The organism is Halolactibacillus miurensis, from assembly GCF_900116255.1.
Lineage (GTDB): Bacteria > Bacillota > Bacilli > Bacillales > Amphibacillaceae > Halolactibacillus > Halolactibacillus miurensis.
This window is the reverse complement of record NZ_FPAI01000003.1, coordinates 65,751-87,073: the sequence shown is the minus strand read 5'-3', so window position 1 is coordinate 87,073 and position 21,323 is coordinate 65,751. Positions and strand designations below refer to the sequence as shown.

The following is a 21,323-nucleotide window of genomic DNA, read 5'->3' as shown; positions in this document are numbered from 1 at the left end:
GATTTGAAAAGAATTGAAGTTGTTAGTCAAAAAATGCCGAAGAAACATAATTATCGTCAAAGAATAAAACATCTCCTCCTTGGGTCAAATGTAAAGACAGGCATAATCACACATCTGTTTATCTATAGTTTGCTTGTTGGCATTGGTTTTGTGTATCTCTACCCGATGATTCATATGGGGTCATATAGTTTCATGACTTTAGAAGATTTACTTAACCCGTTGATTACTTGGTTACCTTCACAGCTTTATCTTGAAAACTATGAAACAGCCTATCGTGTTTTAAATTTCTCTTCTACATTAGGTGTAACACTGTATGTTACGGTACTTCCAGCGTTAGCTCAAACGTTAGTCGCTAGTTTAATCGGGTATGGATTTGCTAGATTCGATTTACCATTTAAACGTACCTTATTCGGTTTAGTACTAGCAACGTTTGTTATTCCACCCCAAGTGTTAATGATACCTCGATATGTGTTTTTTAATGATTTAGGTATCATTGGGAATATACAATCATTCTTACTACCAGCAGCATTTGGACAAGGATTGAATAGTGCGATCTTCATTTTAATATTTTATCAATTCTTTAGAATGTTACCAAAATCGTTGGAAGAAGCCGCGTATTTAGATGGGGCTGGTTATTATAAAATTTTTATTCGAATTGCTGTTCCAATGGCAATCCCAGCCTTTATCATTTCCTTTCTGTTTTCATTTGTTTGGTATTGGAATGAGACAACCATGGCGGCAACTTTCTTTGGCAATACGCTAACAACGCTACCGTTAGAATTACAACGCTTTAATGTTTCATATGAACAAATGAATGCTCAGAACCTCGGAGGCTCTAATGTAAACATTAATGAAGGGATTAGCATGGCAGGAACTATGCTGAGTATTTTACCTCTGTTAGTTGTTTACTTTATTACCCAGCGTTGGTTCGTAGAAGGTGTCGATCGTTCAGGAATCACAGGAGAGTAAATAAAAAGGAGCTTATATATGGATGCAAGAGCAATATTGGAAGAAGAAGCGAGGCGTAGCTTTCGATTCTTTTATGAAGAAGCAAATACGGATTTAAAGAGTTCTGGTTATGGATTAATACGAGATAAAACGAGTGAAATAGCCAAAGATGTTGCAAGTATTGCTTCAGTAGGCTTTGGTCTAAGTGCGTTTGTTATTGGTGTAGAGCGGGGCTGGATAAGTTATGAAGAGGCTTATGATCGTGTGAAAGGGACCTTGCATAGCTTTTATCATAATGTAGAGCACGCAAATGGTTTCTTTTATCATTTTGTTAATATGAATACAGGTAAAAGGAATCAACACTTTCATGATTGTGCATCTATAATTGATACGAGTATTTTTCTTAATGGCGCTTTGACAGCAGCAAGTTATTTTGGTGGAGACATTGAAGTTTATTTTCAAAAAATCTATCAAAGAGTGGATTGGGAAAAATACTATAATCGTGAGGGAAACGTCTACTATATGGGCTATCATGAAGAAACTGGTGGGTTTGGTCGCTGGGATATGTACGCTGAACAGATGATGCAATATTTTTTAGGAGTTGCTTCCCCAACACATTCAGTTCCGACCATAATTTACGAAGGATTTGAAAGGCGTTTATTAACTTATAAAACCTATACTTTTTATAATAGTCCTGGTGGCGCTTTATTTACACATCAGTTTTCACATGCGTGGTTTGATTTTAGGTCTTATCTAGATCCGGATGGTATAGATTGGTTTGAAAACTCTATTGTTGCATCGACAGCAAGTCGGGCATTCTCAATAGATCGAAAAGATAATTTTAAAACATATCGAAAAAATGCTTGGGGCTTAACGGCCTGTGAAGGACCTAATGGCTATATTGTACCTGGTACACCTCCGTATTATGATGAAGTAAAAATGCAACTAGATGGAACGGTACCGCCGTGTGGTGCGATTGGTTCAATAGTATTCACTCCTGAGGCTGTAAAAGAAGCTGTTCATTACTATTACCATCAGCACCCCAACTTATTTGGTAAGTATGGATTTTTTGATGCGTACAATGAAGATGTTGATCCAACTTGGTATGCGGATATCGTTATTGGTATAGATAAAGGAATTTCTTTATTGATGATTGATAATTACTTGCACGGTACGACATGGAAGTATTACATGCAACACCCACTCATTAATAAGGCGATTGATAGATTAGGTTTTAAAAAAAAGGAAGTGAGGGTTGAATCATGATTGAAATTAAACAAAAACAAATCATTATTGATGGCAAACCAGAACTTCTAATGGTAGGAGAAATTCATTATTTTAGAACACCTCGTGATCAGTGGGAAAATCGAATAGAACAATTAAAAGAGAGTGGTTGTAATGCGGTCTCCAGTTATATTCCTTGGATTGTACACGAAGAATTCTATAGGGATATTGATTTGGAAGGTCGACAATTCCCTGAACATGATTTAGAGGCATTTATTGACTTAGCTAACGACCATGACTTGTATTTCTTTGTTCGTCCTGGTCCGTTTATAATGGCTGAAATGAAAAATGATGGAATTCCGTATTGGCTTTACGAGAAGTACCCAGAAGTTATACCAGTAACATGGTATGGTAATCAAGCTACAACCGTTACTCTTGACTATCTTGCTCCTGATTTTCTAAAAGAAGTTAAGCGCTGGTATGAAGCAGTATTTAAAGTTGTTGTTCCGAGACTTCATGATCACGGTGGTAATGTTATCGCTATCCAGCTTGACAATGAAATAGGTATGTTATCATGGGTCAGCAATAATCCGGATTTGACAGATCACGTGTTAGAGCAATTTAAACAATATTTGATTAAAAGCTATAACAAAAACATATTAACCGAGCGCTATCCTTTTATTGAAGAATCTTTTGATACATTTAAACAAGAAATAAGAGCACCAAAACATGTGAATCCTCTCGATTTACATAAAGATTTAGGTTATTACATGCGCCAGCGATTTAGTGAGTATGTCCGTATCTTAAGAGAATTTGCTGAATCGTGTGGAGTATCTGGTGTCCCGTTTATGGTCAATATTCATGGAACAGGAGGAGGGCGAGGTTTCACTTATCCTATTGGTATTAGTCAACTATACGAGAGCTATACTCAAGAAACCGGCTATATTTCTGGCTCCGATCATTATTTTGGCAACTTAGATATGACAACTTTCCAAGATTTATATCTAATTAATGGAATGATGGATGCTGTTCATTTAGACGACCAACCACTCACATCAGCGGAGTTTAATTGCGGTGACGGCAATTTTGGAGAGACTTTAACAGGGCGCTATGATCCCTCTGCTGCAGATTTAAAAACGAGGATGAGTATTGCTCAAGGTAATCGACTATTAAATTATTATTTAATGACTGGTGGCTATAACCGTAAATTACAACGATCTATGTCTGATGGGAATGATCGTATTGCGACGACTGGTGAACGACATGGTTTTGCTGCACCTATTTCACCTGAAGGTGAGAAAAATTATACTTTCGATCGGATGGCTACGTCAATTAAAAGGATGTTAGCGGTAAAGGATAAATTGGCCGTAATGAATGAAGAACATGATGATTTACATTTTGCTTTTATTCCTGATTATTATATGACGGAATATCATTACCCTGATTCAGATATTGAGAAAGCATTTGTTGGTAATTTAACGAGTAATAGAGCACATGCAAGTTGGGAGCTGTTGGCGCGAAGCATAATCCTCTCAGGTTATAGGTTTACCGGCATTGACATACAAAATAGACCTATTGATGTTAAAGATGCTGGGGTACTCGTGGTACCTAGTGCCAAGTACATGAGTGAAGTTATACAAGATAAGTTAGTTGCTTTTATTGCTGAAGGAGGTCGCGCACTCTTTTACGGTGAGTTACCAAGGTATGATATGGAAGGTCGACCTTGTGGTAAACTCATTCAAGCATTAGGTGTCACTTTTGAAAAAAATCACGAAGCGAATCAGCACTTTTATTTATCTGTACAAAGGGTTGATGATGCAAACCAGAAAGAGTTAAGAACGCATTTTGCTCAAGGGTTTACACTTAATGGCCAGCTCCCTCTTATTAAAATTACTGATACCAATCATTACGCTGGATTTAAAACACAAATTAAAAAAGGGCATGTAACCGTTCTTACGACACCTTACAAAGCAGATCTCGAATTTTTCCGTAATATTTTAGAAGATTTAGGAGTTAAGCCAGGCCTTACTCATGATTATCAAAATCATGGTATATTCACAACGTCGGTTAGGGATAAAGATGAACGATTTATTCATATATTGAACCTTGAAGCGTATGAAAAAAAGTATCATTTGTTAGAACATGAAAGAATGTTGTTTGATGGTGAATTGTTAACATTAGAAGGCTATGAAGGTGTTATGTTACCCATTGATATAAACATAAATGAGGCTACATGTATTCATTATAGCACATGTGAAATAATCAGCTATGACTCAAAGCATGTCACGTTTGATACTAAATCAAAAGATGTAAAGATAAAAATGACAACAACAAATAAAGTAAGTGTGAGTCCGGAAATTAATAAGAAACAAGAAGATAATAATTATATTTTCACGTTAAAGAACAATAAAGAAGTTGAAACTTTGACGGTGTACTTTGAATAAAATAGCTAACCCTCTAAAGGATTACCTTAGAGGGTTAGCTAACCATTAAATTTGAAACGATTCAAAACGAGGAGGGGTATGATGGATATTGATGTATTGCTCAAACAAATGACATTAGATGAAAAAATTGATCAGTTAATGCAATTAGCTGCCTTTTTATTTGATGGAGCTAGTCATGAAGGAGAAATTACAGGTCCATTGAGTGATTTAGGCATTAGCAATCGTACAATACACAATAGTGGCTCAGTATTAGGTGGTTCAGGTGCTTCTGAAATTAAAAACATTCAAGCATCACATTTAAAAACCAATCGTCTTAAAATTCCATTACTTATTATGGCGGATATTATACATGGTTATAAAACGATTTTCCCCCATAATTTAGCTTTAAGTTGTTCGTTTGATCCAGGACTAGTTGAGGAAACGGCTAAAATAGCAGCAAAGGAAGCGGCTGTTTCAGGTATACATGTTACATTTGCACCGATGGTTGATTTAGTTAGAGATCCTCGATGGGGAAGAGTTATGGAATCAACAGGAGAAGATCCTTATTTAAATAGTGAACTTGCTAAAGCGTTTGTCAGGGGATTTCAAGGAGAGAATATTCAAACGTCTAAATACTCAATAGCTGCTTGTGTTAAACATTTTGCCGCCTATGGTGCTATTGAAGCAGGACGTGATTATAATACTGTCAATATGTCAGAAAGGGAATTACGAGAGGTGTATTTGCCAGGTTATAAAGCTGCTCTAGATGAAAATGCTCAAATGGTTATGACGGCATTTAATACGGTTGATGGTAAGCCGTGCTCAGCTAATAAAGATTTAATGCGATATCTTTTAAGAGACGAATGGGGATTTGATGGTGTAATAATTTCAGATTGGGGTTCTATACGAGAGTTAATCCCTCATGGTGTTGCAGAAGATGAGAAAAATGCTGCAGCCTTAGCAATTGAGGCTGGGGTGGACATTGAGATGATGACTAGCACTTATGTGAGTTATCTAAAAGAGTTAATTGAAGAAGGAATAATAGAGGAAAGTCGAGTTGATGAAAGCGTTCGACGTATATTGAACTTAAAGAAAACGCTTAGGCTATTTGAAAACCCTTACCGTTTCTTGGATGAAAATAAAGCAAAAGACATTATATTTTCAGAAGAACACCGTCTAGTTGCAAGGCGAGCAGCAGAAGAATCAATTGTTTTGCTAGAAAACGATGGCGTTCTTCCAATACAAAAAGACGATGATGTAGGACTTATTGGTCCATTTGCTGAAAGTCAAGATTTACTTGGACCGTGGTCGTGGATTGGTGATAGAGATGATGTGGAAACAATAGCAATGGGAATGAATAAAGTCCTTTCAAAACCTTTTCATACTCAATCGATTCAATCGGTTCATACTATTAAGGAAGAGGAGATGTTAGGTTCTATTGAGGTGGCCAAAAAAGTTGATAAAGTGATTTTAGCCTTAGGGGAAAGTTCTGACATGAGCGGTGAAGGCGGATCAAGAAGTAAGATAGAATTACCAGAAGTCCAGTTAGAGTTATTAAAGAAGATTCATGAAGTTAATAAAGATATCGTTGTCGTACTAATCAATGGCCGTCCATTAGATGTAACGCGAGTTATTCCTTTTGCTAAAGCAGTAGTGGAAGCTTGGTTTCCAGGTTCATGTGGCGGATCTGCGATTGGTAGAATATTGGTCGGAGATAAAAATCCATCAGCAAAATTAACAATGAGTTTTCCTGATTCTGTTGGTCAAATACCCATCTATTATAATCATCATAATACCGGTCGTCCTTATGATCATAATAATCCACATAATCGCTATGTGTCTAAATTTATTGATGGACCCAATAAGCCGCGTTATCCTTTTGGCTATGGATTAAGCTATACAACGTATGCATATGACAATCTTAATTTATCACAACCTGTATTAACGGATAACGAAACAATTAACGTTAGTATTTCTGTTAAAAATACTGGAAAAAGATTAGGTGACGAAATAGTGCAACTGTATCTGAGAGATCATGTAGGTGAAGTTGTCAGGCCATTAAAAGAATTAAAGTCATTTGAGAAAGTTCGCTTAGCACCTGGAGAAACAAAAATTGTTACTTTTACTATAAGTGAAGAAATGCTTCGTTACACACATAGTGACTTAAGATATTCCTCAGATTACGGAGAGTTCTCGGTCTTTGTAGGAACATCATCAGCTAATACATTAGAAGCCTCATTTAAATATCAAATGGAAAGCGAGGAAAATTAATATGACACATCAATCATTACTATTAAAAAAAGGTGACGTATCTTTTGAGTTTTTATCCACCGGTGATATTAAGAAAGCCCAATACAAATCAATTATGATTAATCAATGGATTAGCAATCCTCTGGACGGAAGTTTAAATCAGCTTTACCTTCGTATTCATGATGACAAGATAAAAAGTTATCCGCTTTTAGGAGCGAAAGCAGGAGCAGAATTTAGCTTGACTGAGATGAACGCTATTTATAAAGGCAAAGTAGCGGGACTTAATTATCAAGTTACTTTAGAAATCGGTGAAGAAGATACATGGTTTTATACTGTCAATGTCGATAATGACGGTCGCACGATTGATATCATGTATGGTCAAGATGTGGGGATTGGAGACCAAGGAGCAGTTAGAAATAATGAAGCTTATGTTTCACAATATATTGATCATTCTGTTTATGAAAAAGATAATGGGTATGTTGTCTGTTCTCGTCAAAATCAAGGGCAATCAACCGGTAATCCTTATTTAGAGCAAGGATCATTAAATAACATTGTTGGATATGCGACAGATGGTTTTCAATTTTTTGGTTTGGATTATAAAGAAACGAATATTCCTCACGCTTTAACAAAGAATCTACCAAATGAAGTATATCAATATGAATTTGCTTACACAGCTTTACAAACAGAAAAAACTAACGCAAATGATAAACTTTCCTTTGTTTTTTATGGACATATCAAAGGGGACTATCCTGACGCAGTAACTAATCCGTTACAAAATGATAAAGTACAAGTTATTTATGAGCGACTTAATATCAACACATCGCCATTACTCTACCATAGTTCACCAAAAGTAAATAATCAGATAGGTGAAGTTATTATTGGCGATACTTTAACTAAGGAAGAAATTAATCAGTTGTATCCAAGAAGGATTGAAGAAGAAATAAACGATGGGGAACTTCTTGCCTTTTTTACTGAAGATTACGAACATATAGTGTTAAAGGCAAAAGAACGTTTAGTAGAGCGTCCGCACGGGCACATATTAATGGGTAATCGGAATGACCATGTAACAGATGAAACAATCACATCTACAACATTTATGTATGGTTTATTCAATGCACAATTGGTATTAGGTAATACGAATTTTAATAAATGGATTTCGAATCAACGAAATGCGCTAAATATTATGAAGGCATCGGGTCAGCGAATCTATCTAAATGATGGTGAACGCTATCGTTTAATGACAGTACCGTCCAGCTATCATATTGGTTTAAATTTTACTCGCTGGACATATAAGATTAATGAAGATGTCATTGTTGTCACTGCTTATACCTCGCTAAATGATAAAAGCGTGAAACTTGAAGTTTGTTCTGAATCAGGAAAAGATTATCGTTATTTAGTGACAAACCAAGTAACGATGAACACAAATGAACACGATCAATCATTCATTATGGAAACAACAGATAAAGAATTAATTTTTAAGGCTACTCAAACGAGTGATAGCGCAACAATTTATCCACAGCTGTCTTACAAACTTAAAGTGGAAGGGGCTCATTACGACGTATATGATGGACGATTTTTTGTAGAAAATAGTTATGAACATGAGAGTTCACTTGTTGTATTAAAAACAACAGCAACAGATGCATTCACCATTACTATTCAAGGGACGTTAGACGGCACGTTCGAATCAGTATCAAACGATACGTTCGAGGAGAAAACAGCAACATATAAACAGTATTACAAAGAATTATTAAATGACTTTGATTTAACGCTAAAAGGAGAACGTCTAGATCATATAGAGAAAGTTAATGCCCTCGCCTATTGGTACACACATAATATGCTTGTACACTTCTCTGTGCCGCATGGGTTAGAACAATATAGTGGAGCTGCATGGGGAACGCGTGATGTATGCCAAGGGCCAATAGAGTATTTCCTTGCGACTGAAAATTATAATACAACAAAAGAAATCATTTTAAATATATTCAAGCATCAATTTGAAGATGATGGTAATTGGCCACAGTGGTTTATGTTTGACCGGTATCATCATATTAAATCAGGAGAAAGCCATGGTGATATTATTGTTTGGCCACTTAAGGTTATTGGTGATTACTTGGAAAAGACGGGTGATTATTCTATTTTAGATGAGAAGGTGCCGTATACGGTAAGAGGGACTCATAACTTTACTAAGGAATCCTACTCAGTTATGAATCATTTAGAAAAAGAAATTCAATATATCAGAGCACATTTCTTACATGGCACAGGATTATCTTCATATGGAGATGGTGATTGGGATGACACATTGCAACCAGCTAATCAACAGTTAAAGCAATATATGGTGTCGAGTTGGACGGTTGCACTAACTTATCAAGCAATGACGAAACTAGAAAGAGTATTTTCAAGCTTTAATGAAGAGAAGGCCATAGAATTTAGTGATTTGGCTAATAAAATCAAAAATGATTTTGAGCAATATATGCTTAGTACAGATGTGATTCCAGGATTTTTATATCTTGAAGATCCGAACAATCCGGTACCTATGTTACATCCCGATGATCAGACAACTGGGATTCACTATCGCTTATTACCAATGCAACGAAGTATCATAAGTGAACTAGTGCCAAAGTCAGTAGCAGATAGAAATTATCAATTAATTCAAGAACACTTAGCTTGCCCAGATGGTGTAAGGTTAATGAATCGTCCAGCTAATTACCAGGGAGGAGTGAACACTCATTTCCAACGTGCAGAAACAGCAGCTAATTTCGGTCGTGAAATCGGCTTACAATACGTTCATGCACACATTCGTTATGCAGAAGCAATGGCGAAATTAGGTAAAGAGAATGAAGTATGGTCAAGTCTAGAAAAGATTAATCCAATTGGGATTCAAACGGTTGTACCTAACGCCGAATTACGACAAAGTAATGCTTACTTTAGTTCATCAGATGGTAAGTTTAATGATCGCTATGAAGCACAAGCGAACTTTCATGAGTTAAGAAATGGGAAACGTGCTGTAAAAGGTGGATGGAGAATTTATTCAAGCGGACCTGGTATATACTTGAATCAACTTATCTCTCATGCATTAGGTATTCGCCCAATGCAGGATAGATTAGTTATTGACCCTATCTTACCAGATCACTTAGATGGTTTAGAGTTTCAATTTAATATATATAGAACCCCTATTATTTTTAAATATCACTTAAATGCGGATAAGTCCGGTTTAATTGTGAACGGTCGAACTGTATCCGTTCAAAAAGAACAAAGTCCATACCGATCTGGTGGATTGATAGTCGATAAAAAGGAATTATTACAGTTGTTGATGAAAGAAGATAATGTTGTCGATATCTTTATTCAGAGATAGTAGAAAAGGAGCTTAGCTCCTTTTTTATTTACCGTGTTAATCTTAGCTAGTCATGGATGGAAAGGAGTACTTTAATGGTTAATGTTATAACTTTTAATCTTCACGTAAACTATGGGCAGACAGGCGTAGCAGCTTGGCAAAAACGTAAAGTAATCATTGGTGAGTTTTTGTTTAATAGCGAGTGGGATATTTGTTTAACTCAAGAAGGTACTGAGGTGATGCATAATGATTTGATGGATTACCTTGATGAAATCTGTAAAGTGGCTGAACCACGTGCGATTGATGATGAATCCTGTATGATTTATTATCAAAAAAAGTGTTTGTCACTAATCGATGAAGGTACCTTTTGGTTATCCGATACAACGGATAAAAAAGAAAGTCGTATTAATGAATACGTACTTCCGCGAATATGTACGTGGGCTATATTCGAATCGAAGAGTCAGCCGCAATCTTTTGCCGTGTTTAATACGCATCTCGAACACGAAGATAAAGAGGTTAGAAATAAACAATTAAATATTTTACTAAAAGAAATAACAAAACTTATACCGAATAATATACCTGTCATTGTTGGTGGTAATTTTAATATGAAACTTAATACACAGTTAAAGAACAAAATGAATGAAAATGGGTATATCTCAATTTATCATGGTGATAGTCATTCATTAACAACATTTCATAACTATACAGGAGAAATATTTGGTGATGCTATTGATCATTTATTTTACCGCGTATCATTAGTCGATTTAAAAGCACATCAAATTTGTCATAACGTAAGCAAGGAGGCTGCTATGAGTGATCATTATCCAGTCAAAGCAACATTTGTAATAAACAAATGAAAGGTGGTATATTCTTAATGAGTAAGAAAATTAAATATTTAATATCAGCCCTATTCGTGCTGTTCGTTGTCATTATTATGATGATGAGATATCAGTTTTATAATAAGGATGAAGCAATGCATATTCTATTAGAAGATACTTATCGCTATTTTGATGATCATACGAATAGAGAGACAGGCTTAACTAGAGATCGTATAGATATTGAAGAGAATGATGTTAAAACATATAATCAAACATCTCCTACAAATATAGCAATGTATTTATCGAGTTTGGTTATTGCTGCAGAAGCCGAATTAATAAATTATAAAGAAGCTGAAGAAAAAACAGCATTAGTGTTAAATACCCTAGACTCACTCGATCGATGGAACGGACTGTTTTATAATTGGTACGTTGTTGACTCAAAGGAACAAATGACCGACTGGGGAAAGTTTATATCTTCAGTAGATAATGGTTGGTTAACTGCAGCTTTAATGGTCTCGGCTGAATATTTTTATAACCTCGAATCGCATGCAAATGATTTAATTAATCAAATGGATTATAGCTATTTATATGATAACAACATAGATAGACTATATGGTGGTTTTGATGTTGAACAAAATCAGTATACAAATCATCATTACGGTACGCTATATTCTGAAACACGAATGGCTAGTTATGTGGCTATCGGAAAAGGAGATGTGCCTTCTGATCACTGGTGGAAATTGGATCGAACTGCCCCGGAGGAGTTTGATTGGCAGCGACAGGTGCCTAAAGGTAAATTCGTTGAAAAAGAAAACACACAAATGTTTCAAGGATACTATGAATTGGGAGAAGAACGCTTTGTACCTAGTTGGGGCGGAAGTATGTTTGAAGCTCTTATGCCAGGACTTTATATAAATGAAAAGAAGTTAGCGGAAAAAGGATTAGGAGCGAATAACTATCAACATGTAAAATTGCAACAAAATTTTTCAGAACAAAAAGGTTATCCTTTGTTTGGGTTCTCGCCAGCAGCTATACCTGATGGTTACAGTGAATTTGGTGTAGAAGAGCTAGGAATGAGCGGTTATGATGACCAAGCAACTATGACAGCACATGCTGCGATACTAGCAATAGATTACGATGATGAGTCGGTAAAGAACAGTTTTAAAATAATGAAGGAAAAGGACATGTATGGAGATTACGGTTTATATGACTCAATCAATTTATTGACTGAGGAAGTAACCCACTCTTATTTAGCATTGGACCAAGGGATGATCATATTAGCGTTGGGTAATTATTTATATAATGATATTATAAGGGTATATTTCCATTCACACCCATATGGAAAAAATGCAGAACCTTTATTAGAAGAGGATTTTTTATTACAAATAGGTAACTAATATGACGAAGAAGTGATCAAAACATATCGGATTACGACAATGATGTCACATTTCACTAACAATTCTTTTAAGGTTATTTAATGATTTCTGAACAGGTATTATAATATATATGATGTTAAAGTACAGTTAATAAATGTCCTGTATGAATTAATAATTATATTAACTTTTGAATTAAGGGTGAAACCAATGAAACGTGAGGACTTTTTTGATAATGCAAGAGTGTTACTGATCTTTCTCGTCGTCTTCGGACACGTGATTCAACCATCGACAGCTGACTCAAAACCTTTGATGACGCTGTATCAAACGATTTATCTTTTTCATATGCCCGCAATGATATTTGTGAGTGGCTTTTTTGCGAAAGGGAAATGGGATCTCGTCTACTTTAAAAACTTAATGAAAAAAATAATTATGCCCTATGTCCTGTTTCAACTGCTTTATAATGTCATGAATTATTTTGAAGGCCAGTCTGCCAAAACGATGATGGAGCCTAACTGGTCACTGTGGTTTTTGTTGAGTCTTTTCAGCTGGCATCTTTTACTCGCTGTGTTTAAACGGTTACCAAAGACGTTAGGGTTACTACTTGCCTTTGGCATCGGGTTAGGTGTCGGTTACATCGATGCGATTGGACATGTGTATAGCTTGTCACGTACTTTTGTCTTTTTCCCGTTTTTCTTACTTGGGTACCATGTCAACAAACAATGGCTTTTTCACTTACTTGATAGAACCCATACGAAACTTGCAGGTATACTGATCATTAGTATCGTTGGTCTCCATCTATTTCTTGACTATCCTGTGAAGCTTTTGTTTGGTTCGGCCTCATACGAGGCAATGGGCGTACCGGTGTTGGGTATTGTTTCTCGCGGATTTATTTATTTGGGCGCCATCATTTTAGGTTTTCTGTTCTTTACGGTTGTGCCCAAACAAGCGGTAACGTATTCAAAAATGGGTCAAAAAACATTGTATGTCTATTTACTGCACGGGTTATTCATCCAAACGATGCGGCGTTTAGAGCTCTTTCAAATCGAAGGACTAGTGACGCTTCTAGGGGCGATTGTTATAAGTGGTAGTCTCGTCCTCTTATTATCCAGTCCAGTTGTGACAGCTTTTTTTAAACCTTTGATTGAGCTTAAGACAGTGAAACAACGAGAGTGGCGACAGTTACTTGGTTCATATTATCATCAATCCAACGAGCGAACTTAACCCCAAAAAAAGCTAACCTCTTTAATCGTAAGCGCCAATCCATCAGGTAGGTCGGCACGACAAATAGCCTTTGCTACAATGTTAAGTGTAGTAAAGGCTATTTACATTTTGCCTGAACATCGGGATTCCATGGATAGAAAGTTTTAATAACTGATTCATCCATAAAGTTTTCCGTATTAGGCATTTGTTCAAATAGATAGGTCAGGCATTTGAAGGCATCAAGGCCATTAGATTTAGCTGTCTGTATGATGCTATAGGTGATCGCGCTTGATAGAGCACCGTCGGTGCTCGTTGAAAAATACCAGGCTTTCCTTCCCATAACGAGAGGGCGTATGCTACGTTCTGCTAAATTGTTAGATAACTGTAAGTCCCCATCTAATAGAACATTCATTAGATATTCTTTCTGATTTTTAGCGTACGTTATAGCTTTACCTAATAAAGAGGATGGCAGCACATGCGCCCCTTCTACCCACGTGAAAAATGCTTCCAAGACAGGGCGTAACTCTGTTTGCCTTTTTTTAAACCTTTCTTCGGTGGAAAGACTGCGCCAGTTTTTCTCTAATTTAAATAGCTTATCACAATAGTTACGACCTTCTTCTGCCTTAGATGCTGTAACTGGAGCGTCTCCCTTCGGGATGGCTTCATGAAATTTCCGTCGAACGTGTGCGAGGCACCCAACACGAGTGACGTTAGGAAGGTCGTTATAGGCATCATACCCATCGCTATGAAGAAAGCCTTTAAAGTCGGTCAAGAAAGTTTTAGGATGTATCGATCCGCGAGTGGGTTGATAATCATATAACACAATCTCACGATCGATGTGATCTCCTGTTCGATAGAGCCACATATAAGATTTAGATGTTGGCTTTCGATCTTTTTCTCTCAATACCTGTACCGTTGTTTCATCAGCGAATAAGATATGATTTTTAAGTAGCTCCTCACGAAGCGACGCATATAAAGGCGCTAAATAATCCTTTGAAACCTTAATGGCCCAATTTGCCATGGTCGTTCGACTTAATTCAATACCGGCACGTTGCCATTCCGATTTTTGGCGATTGAATGGCATATACTGTTCATATTTTTGGTGAAGTAACCAAGCGACAGCGCTAGGGGAGGCAACACTTTTCGGGATAACAGGTTGAGGCGTCTTTGCTTTGACAATGACATCTGCCCCGTCCGCTTTACACGTTGGACATTCATAGGCGTGACGAATATATACCTTCACTTGAAGTGTCGCTGGTATGTATTCTATTTCTCGTCTCACTTCCTCTCGTCCGATAGGGCGAAGCTCACTGTTACACCATTCACATTGACACGCTTCATCTTCGAGAAGACATTCCACTTCTTTGATAGGGACGGTTTTGTTGATATTATCATGTTTGGATTTTCTATTCTTTTTCTTTTTGATAACCTCAACCATCTCTGGTTCGTCACAATCAGGATCGCTGGCTATTTCAGGTTCGTTAAAGATGTTTAAATCTTCATCATTAAATAAAGCGAGCTGGTTCTCATCTACATAAGATCCTTTTTCTCTTGAACGACCATATATTTTGTCCAGTAATAAATTTACTTGTGCTTTTAGTGACTCATTCTCCATCAGAAGTTTATCAACTTTACCCGTTAACTCTTCCTCTAGTTTTGTCATTTTGATCACCTCTTTTCAATATTTATTCACTCTAATATTATATCATAAGTAAGATAAACAATAAAGAAAAAAGAGTAAAATAAGGATAAAAATTCATCCTTATTTTACTCTAATAAAACGCCGCTGGCGCAACGTTTTGTATTGCTTTTGGTTGGTCTATCTGTAAACCTTCTAGTAACCATCTCAACTCGCGTTGACTAATATCACGAACCTCACGGTTCGATCGCGGCCACTGAATTTTACCTTTTTCAATGCGTTTATACAATAACATAAATCCATCACCATCCCAGAATAGCGCTTTGTATTTATTGCGACTACCTCCACAGAAAAGAAAGATACAGTTATCAAATACATTTAGATTAAACTGACCTTGTATAATGGCCGCAAGGCCATCAATTGATTTACGCATGTCAGTTTTACCGCAGACAAGATAAATATGATCAACTTTTGTGTAATCAACGATCATTCACTCAACCCCTTTAGCAGGGTATACAGAATGTATTTATCAATACCATTATATACACGGTAAGTTGTTGATTCTTTCGTTACTTGAAAAGCAACGGTTGATTTCGTTTGTGTTTTTTGGTTGTGCATTTGATACTGCGATTCATTCTTTAAAGAGACTGGCACAATATCCTGTTTATCGGACATAAAATAATCCTCCATTCAATATGGGGTATATACCCGTTCAATTGGCGCTTACCTTTAATCCAGTGTGAACGAAGAGGGTAGCTTTTTTATTTAATATGTATTCAAATATCCTCATTTCTTAACCGCTTAAGCGTGTGTTACTTATTGTTAAAAAAGGATGATAGTGGCGATGGTGATCGCTCGTCTATTTACTGTTGCTTACCTTATACCTATGTTAAAATAAAACAAAGGTGATAAAATAAAAAAGTATATAAGGGTGAAATCGATGATTAATACAGATGATGTGATTCGTAAAATCATGCATCAAGCGCAATTAGCGTTAAATGAAACAAACCAAAAGAAAAAAGAAGCCTATCTCTACTCCATTCAAACACTGGCTGAACTAGCCAATGATGGCGACAGTGGAAATGATCAAGCAAATAACCCACCACAACCATCAATGAATCAGACACCAAATGTCACGAAATCACAAGCGGAGGCATTAGAATTACAGAAGATGATGGGAGATATGTATCAACCGAATACCTCGCCAGCTGTTCAGTCAGATGAAGAGGATCAGTTTGAACAAGGTAGCGGTTCGTTACTAGACTTTTAATTAAAGCGTGAAGCGTTGATAAAAGTTGAGGCCGTCACAATATAGAAATAAACCCACCAATACGTCTGGTCGAGTCGGAAATAGTCCGATCGTAGACTAAAATATTGGTGGGTTCTTTTTATTGTCACAGATTAACGAATAGGATACTCGTAATTGATCTCTTCGTCAAAGGTAATGTAATCAAGGTAAATCGTTAATAATAAGTAGCGCATGTCCGTTTCAACATCACTTAAAATGATATGATCACGTCCTGCGGCTTCAATAACACCTTTAAATACTTTCGCATTCCAACGGTCGTTATTTTCAAATGTCATATAGACAGTTGCCACTTTCCCGCGGTTTAATCTTAAAATGTTTTCTATATAAGATTCTTCAATTCTTAATTGCCCATCAGGTTGAGGCCACTGAGGGAACGTCGGCCAAGATGGTTGCGGTGGTGTTGGTTGTGGCCATGGCCAAGGTTGTGGTTGAGACCAAGATTGTGGTTGCGGCTGAGATTGCCACCCGCCACCTTGCCACTGACCACTAGGCATTTGAGGATCTTGCCACGGAGCTGGTTGAAACGGCATCGGTTGTTTCATTCCGGGCATAAATGGGCTAGGCATTTGTTGACGCATTTCTTCAGACATACATAAAACACTCCTTTTAATTTAATTAAACACGCGGACAAACACTTGCGAGTGGCGCAAAGAAACAATGTGACTTATACCTTCCGGTATTCCACTGACCATACCACTGAGCAGGACAATCACCTTCAGGCATAAAAAACCAGAGTGACCTGTCAGCAGGATGGAAGCGTTCGCCTTTAATCACGCGTCTAGCGAGATCTTTATCTTGTTCTCTCGCGCGTTGATAAAAGTAGCCTTTTTGAGTGGCTTCAAATCCACCAGGCGATTGATAGACCATATCGCGAATCGAGCGTAGTTGCCTAAAGTCTAAACAGTCACTAATGACACGATTAACCCCTGTATTACCTACCATCAACATGCCTAATTTACCGTCCCCCTCTGCTTCGGCACGCATTAAACGAGCCAGTAAATTCACATCTTCTTCTGTATGATTGACAACAGCCATTTGTTCACCTCACTTTAGTCATGTGTCATTATTTATCTATATGCGAGGAGGAATAAAAGATGTCTGTCTTATTAAAAAAAGGCTATAGAAATCCTATGTCATGTTTAAACTGATTGCTTTTTTGAGTAAGATCGAGTGAAATTGTGAACATTATTTTACGTAAATAAAAAGAATTTTAAGAAATAAGCCGAAACACTTTAAAATGTAACAAAAAAGGCGTATTATATATAACAGAATACGAGTTGGAGGGAATACACATGAGCAACTTATTTGATACATTACAAGATCAATTGGCAGGCAGTGCTAAGAAAATCGTCTTTCCTGAGGGTTCTGATGATCGAATTCTAGAAGCAGCAAGTAAATTAGCAGCGGAAGGAATTATCACACCTGTATTAGTAGGTAAACGCGAAGAACTAGAACAGCAAGCGGCGGATTTAAACTCAACATTAAACAATGTAGAAGTCGTTAATCCTGAAGATTATGCCGACTTTGATGCAATGGTCGACAGCTTTGTAGAACGTCGTAAAGGTAAAGCCACAGTTGAACAAGCACGTGAGATGTTAAAAGACGAAAATTACTTCGGTACGATGCTCGTTTATATGGGTAAAGCAGACGGTCTAGTTAGTGGAGCGGCTCACTCAACAGCAGATACGGTACGTCCCGCACTACAAATCATTAAAACAAAACCAGGTATTAAAAAAACATCGGGTGTATTTGTCATGGTACGTGAAGAAGAAAAGTATGTCTTCGCCGATTGTGCCATCAACATTGCGCCTAATAGTCAAGATTTAGCTGAAATTGCGATTGCTTCAGCTGAAACAGCTGAACTCTTTGATATTGACCCACGTGTGGCCATGTTAAGTTTTTCAACAAAAGGCTCAGCAAAATCAGAAGAAACAGACAAAGTATCAGAAGCTGTAAAAATCGCAAAAGACTTAGCACCGAACCTTGTCTTAGACGGGGAATTCCAATTTGATGCAGCGTTTGTACCAAGTGTTGCTCAGAAAAAAGCACCGGATTCAGAAATCCAAGGTGATGCTAACGTGTTTGTCTTCCCTAGCTTAGAGGCAGGAAATATTGGTTACAAGATTGCTCAGCGTCTCGGTAACTACGATGCCGTTGGTCCAATCTTGCAAGGGTTAAATGCACCGGTAAATGACTTATCACGTGGCTGTAACGCAGATGACGTGTATAAGCTGGCGATTATTACGGCCGCTCAAGCTTTATAAAAATACTTGGGGTAAAGTTGGCTACTTTACTTCCCATTTGATGAATTTCTCTTGAAAGATAGAAAAAATAACACACACAAAAAGCACTGGGACTAAAATAACGGTCCCAGTGCTTTTTTGTTGCGGTCAATCATTTGTTGTTCGCGCTTAGCGAAAATCATTTGTTCTTCTTCTGTTAATGGCTCTTCCTTGATGGAAAAATGTTCGCTCAGTACCGTTTTGATCCGTGTGACTAACTGATTAGTATCGAGTGTTTGTCCAACAAGAGTTGTGAGTGATTCCATCGTATCTGGGTCAACTTCAGGATACGTGAAACGTGTATCTTCGCCTTGTTTGGCTAGCTTGTAAAACTGTTGAATCAGTTTGGCTCGTTGTTGGTTGTCAGCTGTTAAGGCTAAATAGATTTGTACACTGAGTCCGTTTTTAACTCGGCGCTGTGAAATGCCGGCGAATTTTTTGCCGCCAATACTTAAGTCATAGTCACCGGGACAATACGACCCAACGACTTCGAAGGCGTCAATGTTATCAGTCCACGGTTTAAGTAATTCCCTGACAAAAGCGACCATTTTTTCATAACCTTCATTAATCGACGTTGTCTTGGCTTCAGGTAAGATAAGTGAAAGACTTAGCACGCCGTCATCGGCAACAACAGCTAAGCCACCGGAGTTTCTAACGACGACATTGTAGCCATGTTTGTTTAAAAAGGCTACCCCATCCGTTAGATAAGGAAGCTTCGTATCCGCAATACCTAAAATAACATACGGATGATGACGCCATAACCTAATGACGGGTTGTGAGTGATCAATCGTTTCGATCAGCGTATCATCAATCGCGAAAGATTGATAAGGTTTGATATTTTTTTGTGTGTCATCAAGAAACCGCACGGTTTCTGATGGAATAATCGTTGTCCAATGTTTCATTTAATCACCTCTAAATTCATCTGTTTCATTATACGAAAAAATAACAAAATAAGCGACTCGTTCGCTTTGTTTTCGCGTGAAAAGGTTTGGATATGCTATAATGAAGGAATATATCCCATTCGTTTTCAACAGAATGAAACAGATAACGTTAAAAACGTGTATAGTATAACTAGACGGACATCCTTAATGATTCATCGCTCAACACATACGTATAGTAAGGGAGGCAATAAAGATGAGTTATCGCTGTGAACAACTCACGGAAGAAAAAGTGTTCAAAGACCCGGTGCATCGTTATATCCATGTCAGATATAAAGTCATTTGGGACTTGATCGGAACGAAAGAATTTCAGCGCCTGCGCCGGATTAAACAACTTGGGACGAGTTACTTAACCTTCCACGGAGCCGAACATTCGCGGTTTAATCATTCGCTTGGCGTTTATGAACTTGTTCGCCGAATTACTGAAAATTTTACCGGAAGAGACGCTTGGAGTGAAGACCAACGCCTGCTGGCGCTCGCCGCAAGTTTGCTTCACGATTTAGGACACGGGCCTTTTTCGCATTCATTTGAAAAAGTGTTTGATTTAGATCATGAAAACTATACCAAAGCGATTATTTTAGGTGATACCGAAGTAAATGCGATTTTACGTAAGGTAGCCGATACTTTCCCGGAGGAAGTCGCTGCGGTCATAAACAAAAGCCATGAGGACCAATTAGTCGTCAGTTTAATTTCAAGCCAGATTGATGCGGATAGAATGGACTATCTGCTTCGGGATGCTTATTTCACAGGGGTTAGTTACGGTCAGTTTGACTTAGAACGCTTGCTGAGAGTCATGCGACCGAAAAAAGAACAAGTCGTTATTAAACAAACCGGAATGCATGCGGTCGAAGACTATATTTTAAGTCGCTATCAAATGCACTGGCAAGTGTATTTTCACCCAGTAAGTCGTTCGGCAGAAGTGATTTTATCACGTATACTCCATCGGGTGAAAGAGCTGTACCAAAGCGGGTATCACTTTAAACAAACACCAGATCATTTCTTATCATTTTTTAAAGGAGATGTCACTCTTACGGACTATGTTCAATTAGACGAAACGATTGTCATGTTCTATTTTCAGCAATGGATGGAAGAAACGGATTTTATCTTAAGCGATTTATGTGACCGGTTTGTGAACCGACGGTTGTTTAAATTCGTTTCTCATCACATCGATTTTGATGCGAAAGATTGGCAAATGCTCTATGGTGCCTTCGAGTCCGTTGGACTCGATCCAACGTATTACTTAGTTGAAGACTCGACATCTGATTTACCCTATGATTTTTATCGGCCAGGAGAATCGAATGAACGCGTCCCGATTTATCTGTTGACACCGGATGACGAACTTATTGAGCTCTCACGTTTGTCAACGATTGTTGATGCCATCTCGGGTAAGACGCGTTCGGATCATAAACTGTTTTATCCTAGAGATATGATTGAGCGCTTACCTGATTCTGAAGCAAAAAATCAGATTATCTCGCTACTAAAAATGACAGGACGCACAGGCAAAAATATCATTTAACTTCTGTTGTCTGATCATAAGAAAAAAACAGCACCAAGTGAGAAAGCTTCACTTGGTGCTGTTTTATATACT

Annotated in this window: 17 protein-coding genes; 11 read left to right on the top strand and 6 right to left on the bottom strand. The window is 37.4% G+C overall.

The features are described from left to right. Positions 1-3: 3 nt before the first annotated feature. The 8 genes from BM390_RS03220 to BM390_RS03185 all read left to right on the top strand — a co-directional run bounded on the left by BM390_RS03220 (position 4) and on the right by BM390_RS03185 (position 13,588). Positions 4-969: a carbohydrate ABC transporter permease gene (locus BM390_RS03220; protein WP_246806736.1), complete on the top strand. Its 966-nt coding sequence runs from the start codon at positions 4-6 to the stop codon at positions 967-969. 18 nt (positions 970-987) lie between these two features. Next, entirely contained in the window at positions 988-2,214 is a 1,227-nt protein-coding gene (locus BM390_RS03215; protein WP_089852902.1) for a glucoamylase family protein, read from the top strand. Further along, on the top strand, positions 2,211-4,616 hold the full coding sequence (locus BM390_RS03210; protein ID WP_089852901.1) for a beta-galactosidase: 2,406 nt from the start codon (positions 2,211-2,213) through the stop codon (positions 4,614-4,616). The genes BM390_RS03215 and BM390_RS03210 overlap by 4 nt, the downstream gene beginning before the upstream one ends. Positions 4,617-4,694: 78 nt before the next feature. After that, complete coding sequence (locus tag BM390_RS03205; protein WP_089852900.1) at positions 4,695-6,866, top strand: glycoside hydrolase family 3 N-terminal domain-containing protein; 2,172 nt, start codon at positions 4,695-4,697, stop codon at positions 6,864-6,866. A gap of 1 nt (position 6,867) precedes the next feature. Further along, positions 6,868-10,194 carry a GH36-type glycosyl hydrolase domain-containing protein gene (locus BM390_RS03200; RefSeq protein ID WP_062320682.1) on the top strand — a complete coding sequence of 1,109 codons (3,327 nt, stop codon included), beginning with the start codon at positions 6,868-6,870 and terminating at the stop codon, positions 10,192-10,194. A 74-nt stretch (positions 10,195-10,268) separates the two neighbouring features. Next, positions 10,269-11,030 carry an endonuclease/exonuclease/phosphatase family protein gene (locus BM390_RS03195; RefSeq protein ID WP_089852899.1) on the top strand — a complete coding sequence of 254 codons (762 nt, stop codon included), beginning with the start codon at positions 10,269-10,271 and terminating at the stop codon, positions 11,028-11,030. A 17-nt stretch (positions 11,031-11,047) separates the two neighbouring features. Next, the gene (locus tag BM390_RS03190; protein WP_089852898.1) at positions 11,048-12,388 is read left to right on the top strand and encodes a glucoamylase family protein; all 1,341 of its coding nucleotides are present in this window, start codon (positions 11,048-11,050) and stop codon (positions 12,386-12,388) included. 186 nt (positions 12,389-12,574) lie between these two features. Then, positions 12,575-13,588: an acyltransferase family protein gene (locus tag BM390_RS03185; protein ID WP_177220615.1), complete on the top strand. Its 1,014-nt coding sequence runs from the start codon at positions 12,575-12,577 to the stop codon at positions 13,586-13,588. Positions 13,589-13,685: 97 nt separating this feature from the next. Here BM390_RS03185 and tnpC read toward each other — a convergent pair whose 3' ends face one another. The 3 genes from tnpC to BM390_RS03170 all read right to left on the bottom strand — a co-directional run bounded on the left by tnpC (position 13,686) and on the right by BM390_RS03170 (position 15,881). Beyond that, complete coding sequence (gene tnpC, locus BM390_RS03180) at positions 13,686-15,230, bottom strand: IS66 family transposase (protein ID WP_062320692.1); 1,545 nt, start codon at positions 15,228-15,230, stop codon at positions 13,686-13,688. A gap of 109 nt (positions 15,231-15,339) precedes the next feature. Further along, positions 15,340-15,696 carry an IS66 family insertion sequence element accessory protein TnpB gene (gene tnpB / locus BM390_RS03175; RefSeq protein WP_089852897.1) on the bottom strand — a complete coding sequence of 119 codons (357 nt, stop codon included), beginning with the start codon at positions 15,694-15,696 and terminating at the stop codon, positions 15,340-15,342. Then, positions 15,693-15,881 (bottom strand): hypothetical protein, encoded by a 189-nt coding sequence (locus BM390_RS03170; protein WP_089852896.1) that lies wholly within the window; start codon positions 15,879-15,881, stop codon positions 15,693-15,695. Before BM390_RS03170 ends, tnpB begins: the two co-directional genes overlap by 4 nt. A gap of 265 nt (positions 15,882-16,146) precedes the next feature. Here BM390_RS03170 and BM390_RS03165 point away from each other — a divergent pair, with 265 nt between their 5' ends. Beyond that, positions 16,147-16,476 (top strand): DUF5327 family protein, encoded by a 330-nt coding sequence (locus BM390_RS03165; RefSeq protein WP_062322932.1) that lies wholly within the window; start codon positions 16,147-16,149, stop codon positions 16,474-16,476. Positions 16,477-16,607: 131 nt separating this feature from the next. Here the strand turns inward: BM390_RS03165 and gerQ are convergent, their stop codons facing one another. Beyond that, positions 16,608-17,105, bottom strand: coding sequence for a spore coat protein GerQ (gerQ, locus tag BM390_RS03160; protein WP_177220614.1), 498 nt, complete (start codon positions 17,103-17,105; stop codon positions 16,608-16,610). 25 nt (positions 17,106-17,130) lie between these two features. Then, positions 17,131-17,550, bottom strand: coding sequence for a cell wall hydrolase (locus BM390_RS03155; RefSeq protein ID WP_062322930.1), 420 nt, complete (start codon positions 17,548-17,550; stop codon positions 17,131-17,133). A gap of 257 nt (positions 17,551-17,807) precedes the next feature. Here BM390_RS03155 and pta point away from each other — a divergent pair, with 257 nt between their 5' ends. Beyond that, positions 17,808-18,779, top strand: a complete 972-nt coding sequence (gene pta / locus BM390_RS03150; protein ID WP_089852895.1) for a phosphate acetyltransferase — start codon at positions 17,808-17,810, stop codon at positions 18,777-18,779. Positions 18,780-18,871: 92 nt separating this feature from the next. On the opposite strand, the gene BM390_RS03145 is transcribed toward pta, so the two are convergent. Then, complete coding sequence (locus BM390_RS03145) at positions 18,872-19,699, bottom strand: lipoate--protein ligase family protein (RefSeq protein WP_062322928.1); 828 nt, start codon at positions 19,697-19,699, stop codon at positions 18,872-18,874. 232 nt (positions 19,700-19,931) lie between these two features. On the opposite strand from BM390_RS03145, the gene BM390_RS03140 reads away from it, so the two are divergent. Then, positions 19,932-21,251, top strand: a complete 1,320-nt coding sequence (locus tag BM390_RS03140) for an HD domain-containing protein (RefSeq protein WP_062322925.1) — start codon at positions 19,932-19,934, stop codon at positions 21,249-21,251. Positions 21,252-21,323 lie beyond the last annotated feature (72 nt).

Bases quoted from the DNA above. Each gene is read 5' to 3' on its own strand.
- BM390_RS03215 (WP_089852902.1), top strand. From the start codon at position 988: ATGGATGCAAGAGCAATATTGGAAGAAGAAGCGAGGCGTAGCTTTCGA.
- BM390_RS03210 (WP_089852901.1), top strand. From the start codon at position 2,211: ATGATTGAAATTAAACAAAAACAAATCATTATTGATGGCAAACCAGAA.
- BM390_RS03205 (WP_089852900.1), top strand. From the start codon at position 4,695: ATGATGGATATTGATGTATTGCTCAAACAAATGACATTAGATGAAAAA.
- BM390_RS03200 (WP_062320682.1), top strand. From the start codon at position 6,868: ATGACACATCAATCATTACTATTAAAAAAAGGTGACGTATCTTTTGAG.
- BM390_RS03195 (WP_089852899.1), top strand. From the start codon at position 10,269: ATGGTTAATGTTATAACTTTTAATCTTCACGTAAACTATGGGCAGACA.
- BM390_RS03190 (WP_089852898.1), top strand. From the start codon at position 11,048: ATGAGTAAGAAAATTAAATATTTAATATCAGCCCTATTCGTGCTGTTC.
- BM390_RS03185 (WP_177220615.1), top strand. From the start codon at position 12,575: ATGAAACGTGAGGACTTTTTTGATAATGCAAGAGTGTTACTGATCTTT.
- tnpC (WP_062320692.1), bottom strand. From the start codon at position 15,230: ATGACAAAACTAGAGGAAGAGTTAACGGGTAAAGTTGATAAACTTCTG.
- tnpB (WP_089852897.1), bottom strand. From the start codon at position 15,696: ATGATCGTTGATTACACAAAAGTTGATCATATTTATCTTGTCTGCGGT.
- BM390_RS03170 (WP_089852896.1), bottom strand. From the start codon at position 15,881: ATGTCCGATAAACAGGATATTGTGCCAGTCTCTTTAAAGAATGAATCG.
- BM390_RS03165 (WP_062322932.1), top strand. From the start codon at position 16,147: ATGATTAATACAGATGATGTGATTCGTAAAATCATGCATCAAGCGCAA.
- gerQ (WP_177220614.1), bottom strand. From the start codon at position 17,105: ATGTCTGAAGAAATGCGTCAACAAATGCCTAGCCCATTTATGCCCGGA.
- BM390_RS03155 (WP_062322930.1), bottom strand. From the start codon at position 17,550: ATGGCTGTTGTCAATCATACAGAAGAAGATGTGAATTTACTGGCTCGT.
- pta (WP_089852895.1), top strand. From the start codon at position 17,808: ATGAGCAACTTATTTGATACATTACAAGATCAATTGGCAGGCAGTGCT.
- BM390_RS03145 (WP_062322928.1), bottom strand. From the start codon at position 19,699: ATGAAACATTGGACAACGATTATTCCATCAGAAACCGTGCGGTTTCTT.
- BM390_RS03140 (WP_062322925.1), top strand. From the start codon at position 19,932: ATGAGTTATCGCTGTGAACAACTCACGGAAGAAAAAGTGTTCAAAGAC.